Annotated in this window: 17 protein-coding genes; 10 read left to right on the top strand and 7 right to left on the bottom strand. The window is 43.6% G+C overall.

All coding sequences use genetic code 11. The features are described 5' to 3' along the window. Positions 1-24: 24 nt before the first annotated feature. Genes mmp3 through AC20MK_RS11240 form a run of 7 tightly spaced genes read left to right on the top strand, consistent with a single transcriptional unit; the run spans position 25 to position 5,739 of the window. On the top strand, positions 25-1,590 hold the full coding sequence (mmp3, locus tag AC20MK_RS11270; protein ID WP_487355900.1) for a methyl-coenzyme M reductase-associated protein Mmp3: 1,566 nt from the start codon (positions 25-27) through the stop codon (positions 1,588-1,590). After that, on the top strand, positions 1,590-2,024 hold the full coding sequence (locus tag AC20MK_RS11265) for a methanogenesis marker 6 protein (protein ID WP_487355899.1): 435 nt from the start codon (positions 1,590-1,592) through the stop codon (positions 2,022-2,024). The genes mmp3 and AC20MK_RS11265 overlap by 1 nt, the downstream gene beginning before the upstream one ends. A gap of 9 nt (positions 2,025-2,033) precedes the next feature. After that, positions 2,034-2,489, top strand: a complete 456-nt coding sequence (locus AC20MK_RS11260) for a methanogenesis marker 5 protein (protein ID WP_487355898.1) — start codon at positions 2,034-2,036, stop codon at positions 2,487-2,489. Next, positions 2,486-3,730: a methanogenesis marker 15 protein gene (locus tag AC20MK_RS11255; RefSeq protein WP_487355897.1), complete on the top strand. Its 1,245-nt coding sequence runs from the start codon at positions 2,486-2,488 to the stop codon at positions 3,728-3,730. The genes AC20MK_RS11260 and AC20MK_RS11255 overlap by 4 nt, the downstream gene beginning before the upstream one ends. 5 nt (positions 3,731-3,735) lie before the next feature. Then, entirely contained in the window at positions 3,736-4,329 is a 594-nt protein-coding gene (locus AC20MK_RS11250) for a methanogenesis marker 17 protein (protein WP_487355896.1), read from the top strand. Continuing rightward, positions 4,329-5,261, top strand: a complete 933-nt coding sequence (locus AC20MK_RS11245; RefSeq protein ID WP_487355895.1) for a methanogenesis marker 7 protein — start codon at positions 4,329-4,331, stop codon at positions 5,259-5,261. The genes AC20MK_RS11250 and AC20MK_RS11245 overlap by 1 nt, the downstream gene beginning before the upstream one ends. 28 nt (positions 5,262-5,289) lie before the next feature. Further along, positions 5,290-5,739, top strand: a complete 450-nt coding sequence (locus AC20MK_RS11240) for a carboxymuconolactone decarboxylase family protein (protein ID WP_487355894.1) — start codon at positions 5,290-5,292, stop codon at positions 5,737-5,739. Between the two features lie 90 nt (positions 5,740-5,829). On the opposite strand, the gene AC20MK_RS11235 is transcribed toward AC20MK_RS11240, so the two are convergent. Then, complete coding sequence (locus tag AC20MK_RS11235) at positions 5,830-6,729, bottom strand: presenilin family intramembrane aspartyl protease PSH (protein WP_487355893.1); 900 nt, start codon at positions 6,727-6,729, stop codon at positions 5,830-5,832. Positions 6,730-6,892: 163 nt separating this feature from the next. On the opposite strand from AC20MK_RS11235, the gene AC20MK_RS11230 reads away from it, so the two are divergent. From AC20MK_RS11230 to fen, 3 genes are all read left to right on the top strand, one after another. Further along, positions 6,893-7,219: a hypothetical protein gene (locus AC20MK_RS11230; RefSeq protein WP_487355892.1), complete on the top strand. Its 327-nt coding sequence runs from the start codon at positions 6,893-6,895 to the stop codon at positions 7,217-7,219. 152 nt (positions 7,220-7,371) lie between these two features. Continuing rightward, a complete protein-coding gene (locus tag AC20MK_RS11225; RefSeq protein ID WP_487355891.1) occupies positions 7,372-7,686 on the top strand; it encodes a hypothetical protein in 315 nt (104 codons plus the stop codon). Positions 7,687-7,704: 18 nt separating this feature from the next. Further along, positions 7,705-8,721 (top strand): flap endonuclease-1, encoded by a 1,017-nt coding sequence (gene fen, locus AC20MK_RS11220; RefSeq protein ID WP_487355890.1) that lies wholly within the window; start codon positions 7,705-7,707, stop codon positions 8,719-8,721. On the opposite strand, the gene gpmI is transcribed toward fen, so the two are convergent. From gpmI to AC20MK_RS11190, 6 genes are all read right to left on the bottom strand, one after another. Continuing rightward, a complete protein-coding gene (gpmI, locus tag AC20MK_RS11215; RefSeq protein ID WP_487355889.1) occupies positions 8,718-10,274 on the bottom strand; it encodes a 2,3-bisphosphoglycerate-independent phosphoglycerate mutase in 1,557 nt (518 codons plus the stop codon). The two genes, fen and gpmI, sit on opposite strands and share 4 nt — an antisense overlap. Positions 10,275-10,400: 126 nt before the next feature. Then, positions 10,401-11,642, bottom strand: a complete 1,242-nt coding sequence (locus tag AC20MK_RS11210) for an ABC transporter permease (protein ID WP_487355888.1) — start codon at positions 11,640-11,642, stop codon at positions 10,401-10,403. Next, positions 11,639-12,940 (bottom strand): COG1361 S-layer family protein, encoded by a 1,302-nt coding sequence (locus AC20MK_RS11205; RefSeq protein WP_487355887.1) that lies wholly within the window; start codon positions 12,938-12,940, stop codon positions 11,639-11,641. Before AC20MK_RS11205 ends, AC20MK_RS11210 begins: the two co-directional genes overlap by 4 nt. A 1-nt stretch (position 12,941) precedes the next feature. After that, positions 12,942-13,679 carry an ABC transporter ATP-binding protein gene (locus AC20MK_RS11200; RefSeq protein WP_487355886.1) on the bottom strand — a complete coding sequence of 246 codons (738 nt, stop codon included), beginning with the start codon at positions 13,677-13,679 and terminating at the stop codon, positions 12,942-12,944. A 394-nt stretch (positions 13,680-14,073) separates the two neighbouring features. Continuing rightward, on the bottom strand, positions 14,074-14,817 hold the full coding sequence (locus AC20MK_RS11195) for a helix-turn-helix transcriptional regulator (RefSeq protein WP_487355885.1): 744 nt from the start codon (positions 14,815-14,817) through the stop codon (positions 14,074-14,076). A 56-nt stretch (positions 14,818-14,873) separates the two neighbouring features. Continuing rightward, the gene (locus AC20MK_RS11190; protein WP_487355884.1) at positions 14,874-15,797 is read right to left on the bottom strand and encodes a hypothetical protein; all 924 of its coding nucleotides are present in this window, start codon (positions 15,795-15,797) and stop codon (positions 14,874-14,876) included. Positions 15,798-16,156 lie beyond the last annotated feature (359 nt).

Genomic DNA, 16,156 nt, shown 5'->3' with positions numbered 1-16,156 from the left:
ACATTTAGCTTCCTATATTATGTAATGGAGGCGATAGGCCTGAGCGGCGAGATTAGTGTAGAGGTCAATGATCATCGCATAGCAATGCCCCCAAATTCTACATTGGGGGATGCTATACAAGCATCTGAAACTCCTTATAAGGAAGGTTCTGCCATAGGTATTCTCAAGAAAAATGAGGGCGGTAGAAGCGGTGCTATTATCGATTATGTCGTTAAGACCTCTAAAGGTGAATTTAAAATAGAACTCAATGGTGAGTCGGTATCCGCAGGGATATGGGCAGACCGTTTTAAAGATTATGAAAATGTCAGTGTACGCTGGGATTCCAGGGATGCAATAGCTTTTGGTCCTTTCGAGGCGGATATTGTTCCTGGTAAAGGCTCAGTGTCACTTGAGAAATATGATGTGATCTTCGGTGCTGGTGGTCTTGATCCCAGTAATACTCATTTGATCATCGCATTGGATGACCACTCTTCAGAATACGGTGTACCTGACGATGGTTCCTTTGGAAAGGTGATCAGTGGTATCAATGTCCTGAAAGAAATTGGAAGCGGGGATAGCATTGTTTCCATCGAACCTGTCCTGGAATGGGAAGAGTCCGGGGAACATATCTGTACTTCCGATCTCTCTACGGTACTTGAGGACGGCTACCGTATATTCACTTATGTTGAGGTGGAGCTTAATCCGGAAACCCCTGAAGGTGCGGAACACTTTTTTGCTTTGATAAGGGATGGTACCTTCGATGTGGACTTTGTTTCCAGCTCTTTTATCTCGGATAGTTCTTTGCACGGTGAGATGTGCAAGTATGAAGGTTTTGACCCGCGGGACAGAGGTTCAGTATGGGTAAGGACAGTAGGGTATGGTTCCGGCAAGGTCTTCATTGCCCGGGATGACCGCCCGGCAAGTATCATGCATTCCGTTATAGGACATTTGCTGCATGGTATCGAACTTGTACAGATGGCAGAAGCCGGTCAGAAATTGATGGTAAAGACCGATCCGGAACCTATCTGGTTATTAGGTCTGTCCTTCAAGACCGCAGAAGAAAAGCTTTCCGCACTTGGGATCGAGCTTGTTAAGAAAGGCTATGTTGAAGAGGATGCTGTTATTGTGAAACAGGACCCTCCACATAGCATCGATGTTATGCGACAGGGTTCAGTGGAAGTTATGGGTGTTCCGGATTCAAAGCTTGTAAGCATTGAGCTTTATGATGATCTGGCTCCAAAAACGCTTGATTTCTTCAGACATGCCATAGATCTCCAGTTCAAACCCGTTGGTGCATTGCCGGTCATGATGACCTACGAGAACACGTACATATTCAAGGCGGAAAAGGCTGCGGAGAAATATAAGGAGATCCTGCCTGAGAATGTTCCCGAAGGCAAGGTAAATGCAGGTGATATAGGGGTCACCAACCAGGCGGCTAAAAGGCATGGTATGGTCGGTGTAAAACTGGACGACGATGATATGTTCGGTCCTACTGGTGAGAAGTTCCTGAGCACCAATATAATTGGTCACATCCTTGAACCTGAGAAACTTAAAGGGCTTAAGGATGGGGATGTTATGTACGTTATTGAAAGTAAGGGAAGTGATAATTGATGGCTGAAGAAACTGAGGATAACATCACGAAGATAGTTGTCATAAGTTCGGAAAGCATCCTGCCCACGGACGCAGTCATGAAGGTCTACGAATCAGAAGATTCCATCACCATCAAGGAGACCTGTTTTGGTACGATGGTGAATGGTCCGAGGGAGGCTGTGCTCAAGGTGGTCGAAACCCTTCGTTCAATGGACCGTAATCATATATTTGTAAAGGAAAGGGGCTTTAAGCCGGGTGCAGAGGTCCGGTGCCGGGCGGGAAGAGGTGGCGGTCCAAGGCCAGGTTTCCATTTCCTGAGGGAAGAGGTGAATATGCTTCCCATGATAGGTAGAGCACTGGACAAATATGAGGCTGGCGAACCTCTTGAAGAGCATGAGGCTCCGAAAAAACTTGATATATCGAAATTGAAGAAGATAATTGATTCAGAATTATGAGGTGTTACATTGGCAAAAGTTATCATTTATCCTACTAACAGCCTGATCCTTTCAGATATGGTGGAAAGGTTCGGACATGAACCTCTTGCTATGATGGAGAAGATCAAAAAGATAATAAACACGGTTGGGGTTGATTCTCCTCCTTTGAACATTACTCCTGAAGAGCCCAAACGCGGTTTGAAATATGCTGCGGTGGAAGTGCCTGCAGGGGTTCGCGGAAGGATGGCCCTTATCGGTCCCATGATAGAGCTTGCAGAAGCTGGCATCATCGTTGGCGATTCATCTATCAGTTTTGGATGTATGGGCTGTGCCCGTACCAACGAACTGACAAAGTTCCTTATCAGGGAAAAGGGCATCCCTATACTTGAGATACAGTATCCTCGTACAGAGGAAGAAGGGCAGGATTTCGTTTACAAGATCGCAGAGTTCTTGAAATCCCTGCCATCCGGGAGTGATGAAAAATGAGCGATAAAGGAGATCCGGTACTGATAGCTCTCGTTTCCTGTGGAAGTGAGTATGCTGGTGTCCAGAGCGAGCTGGAAAAGGCTGCAAGTATGTTGAATGCTAAGCTTGTCTATCCTGAGATGGATGTTGCAACCCTCGATACCATAGGAATGGACTTCGGGTTGGAAGTGGCAAGTCCTGATCTTAGACTTATGATGGCAAGGGCGAAAGCGGTCGTTGAAGGCGTTGCAAAAGTGGACGGTGTTTTCGTGACATCATGTTTCCGTTGTGCTGAAGCTGCAATCGTGAGGAATGAGTTGAGGAGGTATATCTTCGAGAGATCAGGTCTGCCTGTGATAAGCTATTCTTTCACTGAGCGTACCACTGCTGCGACACTGCTTACTCGTCTGGAAGCTCTGACTACCATTGCGAGAAGGAAACACCTGCTTGCGAGAACGAAACAAACTGGTATCACTGCAGGTATAGATTCCGGTTCAACCACTACTAAAGCGGTCGTTATGAAGGACAACGAGATCGTTGGTGAGGGCTGGGTCCCAACCATAAAGGTCCTTGAAAGTGCAGAGACTGCATTACAGCAGGCGCTTGATCAGTCCGGTATCAAAAAGGAGGATATTCAGGCGATCGGTACTACCGGGTATGGTCGTTTCCTGATAGGCGAGCATTTCAAAGCGGACCTGGTGCAGGAAGAGATCACAGTGAACTCAAAGGGGGCTGTCTATCTTGCAGATCAACAAAAAGGACCTGCTACTGTTATTGATATTGGTGGGATGGACAATAAAGCCATTTCCGTACAGGACGGTATTCCCGGAATGTTTACCATGGGCGGTATCTGTGCCGGTGCATCAGGTCGTTTCCTTGAAATGACCGCTAAACGTCTCGGTGTGGAGATCACGGACCTTGGGGATCTTGCTATTAAGGGCATGGGCAAGAACGTTGAAATGAACAGTTACTGTATCGTTTTCGGTATTCAGTCCCTGGTCAATTCGCTTGCAAAAGGTTCCTCGCCGGAAGATGTCGCAGCGGCAGCCTGCCATAGTGTTGTCGAGCAGATATTCGAACAGCAACTGCAGGAGGTAGAGGTAAAGGAGCCTCTTATCCTCGTCGGAGGTTCATCCCTTATCGCAGGGGTTCCAAAGGCCCTTGGTGACCTCCTGAAAATAGATGTCATAGTGCCACCGCATTCACAGCTTATTGGTGCTGTGGGTGCAGCCCTTCTCGCATCAGGCTATGTATCGGAGTGATCCTCATGGAACCTCTTGAGATATTCACTGTTGAAACTTCTGAACCTTCCGAGGCTTTGGCTTATGAGAGCATCCTTAAGGATATTATATCCGAGCTTGCATTCTCCCGCACAATAGGCAGGATAAAAGTGAGGATAAGGCCGGAAGATTCGCTGTTCATGATGGTCATCCTCCTTCGCAGAGGTCTTCCTCCTATTAAGGCAGGTGAGATCTCTGATACTGAGTTTGACAGGGAACATGCAAAGGTGGTCATCACTGTCAGGGAGGAGAAGACCATTCCTCAGTTCCTGGAAAAGCTCTGGGAACAGTTTGGAAGGCAGAACGTTATGCAGCCAGAGCGGAATATTATCGAGGTTGCCTCTGATCTTGAGACTGTGGACAAGTATCTCTCCGGGCTTATCGTGGATGACCCGGAGAAGACGATCCGGGAAAGGCTTGCCGACATGGCGATACGTGCCACCCCGGAAGGTTTCAGGATTCGCTATCATTCCCTTGATAGTGGCAAATTCGTTTTCGTGGCATCAGAAGATACGATGCAGCAGGATTGGATCGATGAGGCCAATGTTATGTTGAAAGGACTGGAAGGAGATGATTCCTGATGGCAGCAGTACTTGAACCGTATATCTATGAAGGCGGTATTCACAAACACAGTCTGATCCTTGAGCTTCTGGAAGACCTGGGTGGTTATCTCGTTCAGAAGACCCCCGCTTCAACAGAGGTCACTCTTGTTATGCTCATTCCGAAAAAGGATGTCCATCTGGTCGAGGATCTCTGCAAAAAGCTTCTTGGTAAGCTGACCTCGGCACCGCTTACGGGTACTGAGATAGCTGTAGTTTCTCCTACACTCGCCTCCCATCATCTTCCACATTCAGCATGTGATGTTGCGGAATATCTCCGTCGGGGAGGGGCTAATACCAATATGATCGGACTCGCAAGGGGAATGGGGCGAAGGGTCGCATTGTCTGCTGATTATGAGAGAAAGCTCATTAATGAGCACGATGTTGCTGTTTTCTCGTTCGGCACTTTCAGGGATTGTATCATTAACAAGAAGCCCAAGCTCTTTGAAGGCATCGAGATCCCCATCGTAGTGACCGGTGGCCCTGACATAAGAACTGAGGAGATTTCCGGAGCTGACATATATGTTGGTGGTATCGGGCGTGTTGCTCATAGGATGAGGAAAGGTCCTGAACTGGATGCAATGGACGTTCTGAACGAAAAGGTGGGTGAGATAGTGAACCTCAAGAGGGAGAATATTGCAAAGGACCCGCTTGCAGTTCTTCCTGCAAGGCTCATGAAAGAGGTTCAGGAGCAGGTTCCTGATATCCTTAATGTGCTGACACCTGCCCCGATAACGCTTCAGCTTGATGGTATGAGGATAAAACTGCCTTATGATAGATACCATGAAGCTGTCGGGAATATCGAATTCGATGAAGGCTTCTTCCTTTTGGATGTGGCGAACATACTTCCTTCCAAGATGAAGGATTATATTCTTGTAAAGATAAAACGCAGGTCTGAGGTAGCAAATATTTAAAATATCTGTAGTTTAAGTGAGGATTATTATGGACATTGAGAAGATCCGTGAGATCATCGATAAAGAGCCTGATGAGGCAGTTTCTGATATACTGGAAGGCGTGAAGGAGCGTTATGGTGAGATCCCATATATTCTGGAGTTCATGCGGGATATGCCGGATCTCCTTCTCCCCAAGGTAATGTATGACAATTCGATCATGCGTGAATTCGAAAGGCTTGATCCGAAAACGATCGAACTGATCTGTATCGGTGTTTCATCTGCCCTTCGGTGCGACCATTGTATGAATATGCATATTCGTGTGGCGCACAGGCTCGGACTCAGTAAGGAAGAGATCTTCGATGCTGTTCTGATCGCTGGTGCTATTTCCAATGCATCCGTACTTGCAGAAGGAACACGTGCCCTTGATGCAGAGCTCAATGGCAAAAAATGTGATGGCAACGATGATTGTGATGTTTGCAAGATCGCGAACCACGATTAAAAAAAGCATGATGATGCTGCTTTAAGCATCATCTGTATTTAATTCAATTTTTATTTACAATTTTATCTTACTCGCATATATTAACTTCTCTTATCCCAGAAGCGGAGCTCCTGAAAGAAGTGCACCTGCGAGGTATCCAAGGATAACTCCACTGTTCAGGAATGGAAGTCCTGCCTGTGGTTTTCCTTTCATGACGAATATTGTAAGCCCGATGAATCCGGTAAGTGTTCCTATTATTGCCCCAAGGGCAGGGTATGATATGAACCCTGTGTGGGCAATGAAAACGTTTGCAGATACCACCAGAACGGTTGGCATGACCGCATCCCCAAGTCCCATGAAGAATGCATCTCTTTCGCCTTCCTTTTTCATTCCGTCCTTTATGAACGAATAGTTCAGCTTTTTCGGGATGATGAAAAGTATTGGCAATCTGAGGTCCATCACACCTTCTGCAAGATCGATCATATGCTTTGTCTTGTAGACCGATATGGCATCGTATATTGCAAGAAGGGATAACAGGATGATCGCTGGTAGTATCCCGAAGGATATTCCGAATATTGAACTGGCGGCAGCTCCGATTATTATGCCGATGGTATCTATTACATACCATTCAGGGAACTTATAAAGGACGATGGTGAGTGCAATTGCCAGTACAATTCCCAGTGTACTGCTCAATGCCTCGCTTATTCCGAGCAGATACAGGATCGGATAGAATCCGTAGAATATGGTGGCTCCTACTGCAAGCAATATTGTCAGTTGTATTACCCATTTCATGTTACGTTTGATGGCAAGCAGTAACAGGAATGTGAATGCGAGGATGAATCCTATGTAATAGAACGAATTGGCAGTCGATTCGGGATTCTCCACGGCTTGCATCCCAAGTTCACCCATTGGGTGTGCCAGTATCAATGCGAGAACCTGTACTATTAGGATCAGCCCGGCCATTGCGAACATTGGCAGATAATCTTTGAATGTGTCTTTTTCGGAACTCAATATAATTCTCCCTGTACCCAAAATATCTATGTAATGTAAATTTCAAATATCGGCACAGTATTTAATAGTATGTAATTGTTATAATGGTTATAATAGATGTTATCAGTTAATACATCGATGTTGTTATCGATGGGATTACTGTACGTTTAGTAAATGAGGTAAAATGATGGATCCCCGGGACATTGTATTTTCGATCGTGATGGTTGTATCTTCTTTTGTGCTGACCTATGAATGGCTTGGCAGGTTCAAACCCAGTTCTGCTAATTCTTTGATCATACTCTCTGCTATTGTAATGGTGGGTGCATTGGCTGCGATGATCCTTTCTCTGGATATCAGGCTTCGGAGGATCGAAAAGACGCTGGATGATAAGGAACGTTCTCTTCGTATCAATATACAGAGCATTGAGAGCTCAATGGACAAGAAGATGAACGAAGTTATCACTGTAGTGGATGAGGCAATGGACGTAGTTAACAGGAAATCATATCGTTAATTCCCTCTCTTTTTTTCATTGCTCTGGGCAGAATCATTTGCATGACAAACTGTTCTATTAAATTGTGCCTGTCGACATCTGCCGAAACCCATATATGTCTACCAGTATATTGTGGAACTTGTAATATTGCTAAGATTCAAGGGAGTGCGTATATGCGCATCAATTTAGAACCAATTGGCATAATTAAAAAGGCTGGAAAGTATTCAGAAATACTGATATATTCTGAATTTGAGCAGATCATAAAAAATCTGGTCTCAATGGTGGGAAAAGGCTCTGTGGGTGGTCAGGAGCTTCTAGTGGTACATAAGAACTATACTAGTAGCGATGGACACCAGGTCGAAGTGACCAAGACAGAAGTAGTTGAAAGGGATGGTAATGTCCTTAAAGTTGGAAAAATGAATGCAAACGATGATTCTGTCATCGATATCAGACTTTCCATTACCGACGGTCTCTCTGGAGATATATAATATTTACATCATTTGAACATGGGTACGGATATTGGGGATCTACTTCTTAAGGATGCGATCGAGTTAGCTGGGCTTTCGAATAAAGTAGTGGCTATAGATGCGTACAATACTCTTTATCAGTTCTTAAGTATAATCAGGCAACGCGACGGAACCCCTTTAAAGGATTCCAGTGGTCAGATAACCTCTCATCTTTCGGGTATCCTCTACAGGCTTACCAATCTCATCGAAGCAGGCGTTAAACCCATTTTTGTCTTTGATGGCAAACCTCCTGATTTCAAATCCGATACTCTGGCAAAACGGCATGAGGTACGGGAAAGTGCAACTGCTAAATGGGAAGATGCAAAAGCACAGGGACTTGAGGAAGAAGCCTATAAGTATGCACAGGCCTCCTCAAAAGTGACCTATGAGATGATCGAAGATTCTGTCAGATTATTGGAATTGATGGGTATCCCTTATGTGAAAGCGCCCTCCGAGGGGGAGGCACAGGCCTCCTACATGGTGCAAAAAGGAGATGCTGATTATATCGGTTCACAGGACTATGATTCTTTTCTTTTCGGTGCACCACGGGTGGTTCGAAATCTCACTATTACCGGTAAGCGGAAGCTTCCGAAAAAGAACATCTATGTGGATGTTAAACCTGAGGTCTTATCCCTTGAGGATTCCCTTGGGGAACTTGGCATTACAAGACAGCAATTGATCGATATTGCCATGTGTGTGGGTACAGATTATAATGCCGGTCTCGAGAACATCGGTCCGAAAAGGGCGCTTAAACTGGTGAAGGAACACGGCGATATAAAAACCGTACTTGAAGAACTTGGAAAAGAGATCGAAGGCCTTGATGCTAAACGGGATTTCTTCATGAACCCGCCGGTAACAGATGATTATGAACTGAAATGGACCAAGCCTGACCGTGCCGGGGTAATTGATCTTCTCTGCAAAAAACACGATTTTTCAGAGGATCGGGTCAATAAAGCACTTGACCGCCTTGAAGCGAACATGGGTGGCAGTCAAAGCACTCTTGATCAATGGTTTTAACTGTTCTTTATTAAAGGAACACCGGTCATTTCCGGTGGCTTTTCAATACCCATGATCTTCAGGATCGTGGGTGCAACATCTGAAAGCCTGCCCTTTTGAAGTTCGACTCCTTTTTCCTGTGTCACATAGATACAGCGTACCGGATTTGGTGTGTGGGCTGTGTGGCATTGCCTGTCCGTATTGTTGCAGAACTCTACCATCTTTTCGGCATTGCCATGATCTGCCATTATCATAGCTTCGCCACCGGCCTCCTTTATTACGGTCATTATCTTTCCCACACACTCATCAACGACCTCCACCGCTTTAACGGCCGCTTCCATTATGCCGCTATGTCCTACCATGTCCATGTTGGCAAGATTGAGCACGATCACATCGTACTTTCCAGATCTTATCCTTTCTATGAGCTCTTCGGTGACCTCATAGGCACTCATTTCCGGTTTCAGATCATAGGTTGCCACCTTTGGTGATGGGATCAGACATCTGTCCTCCCCTTCGTTCTGCTTCTCAACACCGCCATTGAAAAAGAATGTCACATGTGCATATTTCTCTGTCTCAGCTATACGCAACTGCTTTGTTCCCTCTTTGCTGAGCACCTCTCCCAATGTGTTCTTCAATTCTTCCGAAGGGAATGCTATAGGGACATCCAGCTTTTCATCGTATTCGCTCATGCATACAAAATACACTTTCGGATGGCTTTTGCGTTCAAAATTATCAAATTCATCATTCACGAAAGCATAGGTCAATTGCCTTGCGCGGTCAGGACGGAAATTGAAGAAAATGACCGTATCGTTCTCATTCACAGTTCCTGTGGGTCTGCCATTTTCATCGACGATCACCGTAGGTTTGATGAATTCGTCATTCTCGCCTCTCCCATATCCCTCGGAAATGGCATCGATGGGTCCTTTTGAATAATATGCACTTTCGCCCACGATGATGGCATTGTATGCATCTTCGGTCCGGTCCCAGCGGTTATCCCTGTCCATGGCATAATAACGTCCTGAAACAGTGGCCACCTTTGCGACCCCCAAGTTGTTGCAGTATTCCACATGTTCCTTCATGTCCTCAAGTGCAGCTCTAGGGGGAACGTCCCGTCCGTCCAGGAATGCATGAACGAATATCTCAGTAACTCCTTCAGCCTTTGCAAATTCAATGAGTGCAAGAAGATGTTTCATGTGGCTGTGAACACCACCATAAGAGAACAATCCCATAAGGTGTAATGCAGAACCATGCACTCTCGCATTTTCAATTGCTTGCTTCAATACAGGGTTCTTAAAAAAGTCTCCGTTCCCTATATCCCGGTTGATGCGTGTAAGGTCCTGGTAGACAACACGTCCTGCACCGATGTTCAGGTGTCCTACCTCAGAATTGCCCATCTGTCCCTCTGGAAGTCCCACATCCTCGCCTGAAGCACTGAGAAGTGTATTCGGATATGTCTCCAGTAAATTGTCAAGGTTGGGGGTGTTGGCTGTACTGATGGCATTTCCTTCTTCCTCAGGAGAATATCCCCAGCCATCAAGTATGGTCAACAGAAAAGGTCTTTTGGTAAAATTCATGCGAAGTAGATTATCCTGATGGTTATTAAATACGCTGATTTGCAAGTCGTAAGGATATAGTGACAAATAAAAGAGTAGTGTTCCTGCCAGTTTTTTAGCAGGAACTATGTAATGTCTACAGTCTGTTCATTCATATCTCAAAGCATCTACCGGCTTCATCTTGGATGCACTGTATGCAGGGATAACGCCGGAAATAACTCCTATCAACATTGCAAGTCCTATCCCAAGGACCATCAGTTCGAGGGAAAGCCCGGTGGTCGATGCAGTTGTACGGCCCAGTTGGAATCCGCTCATGGGTATGACAACTCGTGAAACTATCTCTCCAAGAACTATTCCTAAAAAACCGCCAACAAAACCCACAAGTGCAGAGTTCATAACAAATATCATCATGATATCCCCGTTCTTCGCACCAATGGCTTTCATTGTGCCGATCTCCTTTGTCTTTTCCATTACGGAAGTGAACATCGTATTCGCAATTCCCACTGCACCGACTATAAGGGACACTGCCGCAATTGCGCCAAGGAAGTACGTCATTGATGACACCATATCAGATACTCCCTCCATCTGTGATATTGAATCTGTTACTGAAAAATCCCTGTCCTTTTCAGCAAGATGGCGTGAGACAAGAAGGTTACTCTCTATCTCTTCAACAGCCGATTCCACTACATATTCGTCTTCAACCTTTATCACTATCGATCCATATACGTCTTTTTCGGCATCGTCTATAATATTGATCGCAGCATCTATCGGCATTATTATTGCATTATTGTTCTCCCCATCTTCCAGTATTCCTACCACTCTTACAGATTTATCTCCAACTGTTATAACTCGGTTCACTCCAATTGGCTGATCGAACAATTCATTTGCGACATTGTATCCGATCACTGCCGCATAGTTGTCTGATTGTTCAAGGGCACGGCCTGAATCGTAGTCCATATTAGATGTGTACTTCCACACCTGTGGGTCCACTCCGGTAACTGATAGGGATGCAGTTTCTCCAGTATAATCGACATCGGCTTTCCCACTGATCTGACCGTACATGTACTCTATCTCTTCGACCGATCGAAGTGCCATTATGTCCTTATCCGTAAGTTCATCTTCATCAGTGGTGGTGGCAGCACCTCCGCCTTCACCCCTGCCTGGTCCCATGGATGACTGAGCACCGGAATATCCGGGTGTGACGGTTATTATCGTAAGGTCCATGTCCTCAAAGCTGCTCTCAACACTCTCTGTCATTGCATCTCCAAGAGCAACGATACTAACTACTGATGCAACACCTATGACGATGCCAATGATGGTTAGCCAGCTTCTGATCTTACTGTGCAGAAGGATGTTGGTCGCAAGTTTAAGAGATGTTTTGTACCTCATTGTTCCCTTTCCTTGTCCTTTCTCTTTTTATATACTACAGCAGCTCCTACAACGATTGCGGCGAAGATCAGAAGGTATGTGGTAGTGCTGGTTCCGCTACTTGTACTCCTGTTCTTGGCGTATGCTACATCACTTTCTCCAGTTGCACTTGAGGTAAACGAAATATCAACGTTTTTCTCAACCGAAAGCCTCTGTCCAGTCGAATCAGTATATTCTATAATTGCTGTCAGCTCATCACCTGAACTTTTGCTGGCAGAACGGTCTGCAGGTCTATCTTCTCCAGTACCTGAATTTTCATCATCAATATTTTCGTTTGTCGCAATATTTGTGGTTTGGACAACGTTGAAAGAAGTGATGGTGTAATCTCCCTTTTCCAGGTTTCCCACAATGGTCGAAGAACTTCCTGTAACTTTGTATGCATCCTGTTCCGGAATTGATACTTTCACAGAATATGCCTCATTGTTCCCCACATTGGCAACAGAAAGTGAGACTTCCCCACTTGCACTCTCAGAGAAAGAAACATCGAAATCGGTTTCTCCTCCAACAAAAAGTCCGGCTTTCGTAGTGATCTCATTTGTATTTGAGTCATAATCCTCAAAACTCAGGCAGATATCCATCTGATAAAGCCCGGGAACCGCATTCACATCGGCCATGACTGTGTAGCTCACTGTTGCAGATTCACCTGCATCGAGATATGCGATATATTTGGTGTTATCAGAATATACTGGCAGAACAACTCCGCTTTCTTCATCCCATGAGATCACCATGTTCTTCAGGGGTGAATTTCCGGTGTTGGTTACAATAAACTCAAGCGGTTCTTCGGTTGCTATGTCGATTTTTGATTTAGTTATGGTGACGATCTGTGCGTATTCCTTTCCACGGACGTCAATATTGACGGTCGTTGTGACGGCACCACCGTTCTCACTGTCAGTTACGACTATATCCAGCTCATACAGGTCTTCAGGTGCATCATTATCTATAAACAGTTTATATTTGAGTATGGCAGCATCATCGTCATCCTGTCGGGAGTTCAGATATGGTATTGTCTGGGTCAGGGATTCACCTGTCACTTTTGAGAATGGATACTCCGGTTCGATGGTAACTGTAACATCTTCAAGGTCTGAATTTCCATCGTTCATCACACTGAGGGTGATCTCCATGGTCTCTCCTGGCCTTGCAGGGTCCGGGTTTTGATTTAACATATCAATCGTTATCATCGAGGAATCCACATAAACTGCTGCAGAAGCACTTCCGATGCTCATGCAGATGAGTAGTAATAATAGTATAGTTTTCTTCATATCAATTCTCCATCTTATTTCTGTATTCTATCTTCTCGACCTGTCCGTCCCTGATGTAGACTATCTTGTCTGCATACTGTATCGGTTCGGTATCATGTGTGACAATAATGATCGTTTTCTTCTCTTTTTTGTGCATCTCGTTCAGAAATTCCAGTATGTAGGTTCCGGTTTTACTGTCGAGGTTGCCGGTTGGCTCATCGGCAAGGAGTATGGGTGGATCAATGGCCAGTGAGCGTGCAATGGCTACTCTTTGGCGTTGTCCTCCGGAAAGCTGGGAGGGTAGATTCGTAAGTTTATCCCCAAGACCCACGATCTCCAGAAGTTCCTTTCCTCTCTTTTTAGCAATCTCGGGATCTACTTCCTGAAACTCGAGGGGTAGTATGACATTTTCTAAAGAATTGAGTGTGGGGATCAGGTTGAACTGCTGAAAAATGAATCCTATGCTTTGTCCCCGAATCTGTGCAAGATCTGATTCCTTTAACTTTGATATGTCCTGATCTTCAAGACGTATGATGCCTTTACTTGGAACATCAAGGCAACCTATCAGGTTCATCATTGTGCTTTTCCCGCTTCCGCTGGGTCCAAGGATCACAACAAATTCTCCACTGTATATGTCCAGATCCACATTTTTCAATGCATCAAATTCAATTTCTCCCATCTGGTACGTTTTCCAGACATCACTGAGCTTTATCAGCGGGTCATTGCTCTCTTGCATTTCAACACGCTCTGTTCCATTCATATTTTTAATCGTCTCGTCTCTTTTTTTGTTCTCATGAAAGCACCTGTAAGATAGATCTGTGAGGGGTACAGGTGCCATTCATGGGTTTGTGTAGTGCTAATGGTACTGTTTCAGTACCACTTTGTGCAATCCTGCATTAGTGGTCTTAAATATAAGCATACTTTATAATCTAAGTGAAGAATAAGATTTAAATTTGTAATGAAGCTTTTTCACAGCTTTTGATTCTTAAAAAAACTATTTAATTGCATTATAATCAAATTAGAACTATTATTGTATGTAAAATTCAAAAAAAAGTGCTGTTTGAGGTATGCTGCAGATCATAAAAAAGTGCTGATAATAGTTGATCGCAATAAAATGATATATTTTTAAAATGGGGTGGAGGTAGAACAATTAATTATTCTTGTTTATGCTCATCTTTCAGGAATACAATATTTCCTCTTCCTTCCTTCCTTTTTTCAACCCAGCCCTTTTTCTCAAGATCGTTTAGCATCATACTAACCTTTCCTTCTGAATAATCTATCCTGCTTCGAATGTCCTTTTGTGTCATACGACCATCATTGGACAGGAGTATTTTCACAATTTTCTGCAGGTCTGCAGGTAGATCTTTCATATCTTCAGGATATGTCCGATTCTCATCTTCCAATAGAATTTCTTCAGCATATTCAGGTGCTGAATATTCTGTTATTTCTATTTCCGGTTCAATGTGGTGCCTTTTCTGATATTTTTTATTTTTTGATGTTGTTCTTTCAATTACTACCATTAGTACGATTGCAAGTAACAGATAGAAAACTATTGAAATTGAGCTAACCTGTGTAGCTGGCAGTTTCTCATTTTCTTCGCTCTCTACAATATCTGAATAAACGGGCATCAGCAAAAGATCGATCACATAGGTGCCATTGTCAGTGATGGTCAGTGGTACTTCTGTGGAATATTCAAGTGTGTTCTCTTTATATGAAGTAGCTGTGATCAGATAATTTCCCGGAGGTAATTCCAATGAGTAGATACCGTATTGTGGAACTATGGACTGGATGGGTGTTGTGTTTATCTCTATGTATACATTATCAGTAGGCTCGAAAGTGTCCCATTCATAAACCACTCCATGTATGGTGGCAGTGCTATCTGCACTTGCTAATGGCATTGACGCCAGGACGATGGCGATCCAGAATATAATTGTTATGGGCTTCATTTTTTTATTTAACTAGTTTGACGTTTAGTGCCAAATCCATGGGCTAGCCATTCCATTGGAATTGTTTCATTCTCTTTTTCGTAAGTGTAGGTTCCGTTCCCTGATAGTGCTGCAAAGCCATCACCCATGGCCTTAAAATTAATACTCTGTCCGCGTATCATCACTATGGTGGATGTTCCGGTGATGTCCATTGTACCGTTCACATTGTGATAAGCTACGATCTTTGGATCGATGTTGCTTTCCTGCGTATATTCTCCATCTATGGAAATTATCTTGTCATTATTTTCATCCCTGATCATGACCGCAGCATTTTGAACTGAAAAGGTCATTTCGATGTTTCCTGAAAGAACCGCAGTTCCATTTCCACTTCCATTCAGATATACATCATCCTTTAGTTTAACCTGTCCAGGTTTCATTATTCTTTCGTCATTGAATATCTGTGGCAATATCTCATGAACAATTCGGAGTTCTTCAATTGCATTGAAAAGGTAGTCTTTCTGTTCTCCACTAATTGTTGTGAAGTTTTCATTGTCTTGCGAAAGTTCATCCGAAAGGGTCTTGTTCTTTTTAGCATTTTCGAGATGTTGACTAGCTTCTTCGATCCTATTGGTCAGTAAGTTAACATCCTCACCTTCATTTTGCAGCCTCTCCGCTTCTTTCTCGAAATGTTTAAGTGCACTTTCAGATCTTTCGATATCCTTGTCTATGATATTGGCAATATCCTGATCATCTACAAAAAATGGTGGTTTATTCTTATATAATGGTTTATGTTCGCTATCGAATGGCCAGTAACCGTTGTCATGTACTATGTCCGATGTGAACCAGATAGGTCTTACTACCTCGTGTTGGAATTTATCCTGTCTATCAGCACAACCGGAAGTCAGTAGTATGAATGTCAGTAAAACTAATGTAATGCCTAATACCTTTTTCATTTTGATAATCCTCTTTCCCAGATCAATGCGATCAATGAATACTTCCAGTTCTGCTATTGAAGATATAAACATACTTTATGAAGGGACAGTATTTTGTTTTTTCGTATATTGAAATATGTATCTTATGATCTTTTTTAACTTCAATATCCTTTATTTATCCTTCATTGATTAAAAGAGAATCTAAATATCTATTAAATGCATTTCTCTATCTATATTATTAATCTATGCAATTTTCATCTCTTTTATTAGTGTCTATTAAGTTTCTTTGATGATATATCAACATCATCTTATTCAAATTATTTTTGAATAAACAATATCGAAATTTTGTATTATATTATCAATTTAAAGGCTTATTAATG

Source organism: Methanococcoides sp. DA23 (assembly GCF_057593895.1).
Note: the sequence above shows the minus strand (reverse complement) of the source record. Positions and strands in the feature narration are given on the sequence as shown.

What these genes read in the sequence shown, in the direction of transcription:
- mmp3 (WP_487355900.1), top strand. Translation starts at nt 25, where the DNA reads ATGGAGGCGATAGGCCTGAGCGGCGAGATTAGTGTAGAGGTCAATGAT.
- AC20MK_RS11265 (WP_487355899.1), top strand. Translation starts at nt 1,590, where the DNA reads ATGGCTGAAGAAACTGAGGATAACATCACGAAGATAGTTGTCATAAGT.
- AC20MK_RS11255 (WP_487355897.1), top strand. Translation starts at nt 2,486, where the DNA reads ATGAGCGATAAAGGAGATCCGGTACTGATAGCTCTCGTTTCCTGTGGA.
- AC20MK_RS11250 (WP_487355896.1), top strand. Translation starts at nt 3,736, where the DNA reads ATGGAACCTCTTGAGATATTCACTGTTGAAACTTCTGAACCTTCCGAG.
- AC20MK_RS11245 (WP_487355895.1), top strand. Translation starts at nt 4,329, where the DNA reads ATGGCAGCAGTACTTGAACCGTATATCTATGAAGGCGGTATTCACAAA.
- AC20MK_RS11240 (WP_487355894.1), top strand. Translation starts at nt 5,290, where the DNA reads ATGGACATTGAGAAGATCCGTGAGATCATCGATAAAGAGCCTGATGAG.
- AC20MK_RS11230 (WP_487355892.1), top strand. Translation starts at nt 6,893, where the DNA reads ATGATGGATCCCCGGGACATTGTATTTTCGATCGTGATGGTTGTATCT.
- AC20MK_RS11225 (WP_487355891.1), top strand. Translation starts at nt 7,372, where the DNA reads ATGCGCATCAATTTAGAACCAATTGGCATAATTAAAAAGGCTGGAAAG.
- fen (WP_487355890.1), top strand. Translation starts at nt 7,705, where the DNA reads ATGGGTACGGATATTGGGGATCTACTTCTTAAGGATGCGATCGAGTTA.
- gpmI (WP_487355889.1), bottom strand. Translation starts at nt 10,274, where the DNA reads ATGAATTTTACCAAAAGACCTTTTCTGTTGACCATACTTGATGGCTGG.
- AC20MK_RS11210 (WP_487355888.1), bottom strand. Translation starts at nt 11,642, where the DNA reads ATGAGGTACAAAACATCTCTTAAACTTGCGACCAACATCCTTCTGCAC.
- AC20MK_RS11205 (WP_487355887.1), bottom strand. Translation starts at nt 12,940, where the DNA reads ATGAAGAAAACTATACTATTATTACTACTCATCTGCATGAGCATCGGA.
- AC20MK_RS11200 (WP_487355886.1), bottom strand. Translation starts at nt 13,679, where the DNA reads ATGAATGGAACAGAGCGTGTTGAAATGCAAGAGAGCAATGACCCGCTG.
- AC20MK_RS11195 (WP_487355885.1), bottom strand. Translation starts at nt 14,817, where the DNA reads ATGCCATTAGCAAGTGCAGATAGCACTGCCACCATACATGGAGTGGTT.
- AC20MK_RS11190 (WP_487355884.1), bottom strand. Translation starts at nt 15,797, where the DNA reads ATGAAAAAGGTATTAGGCATTACATTAGTTTTACTGACATTCATACTA.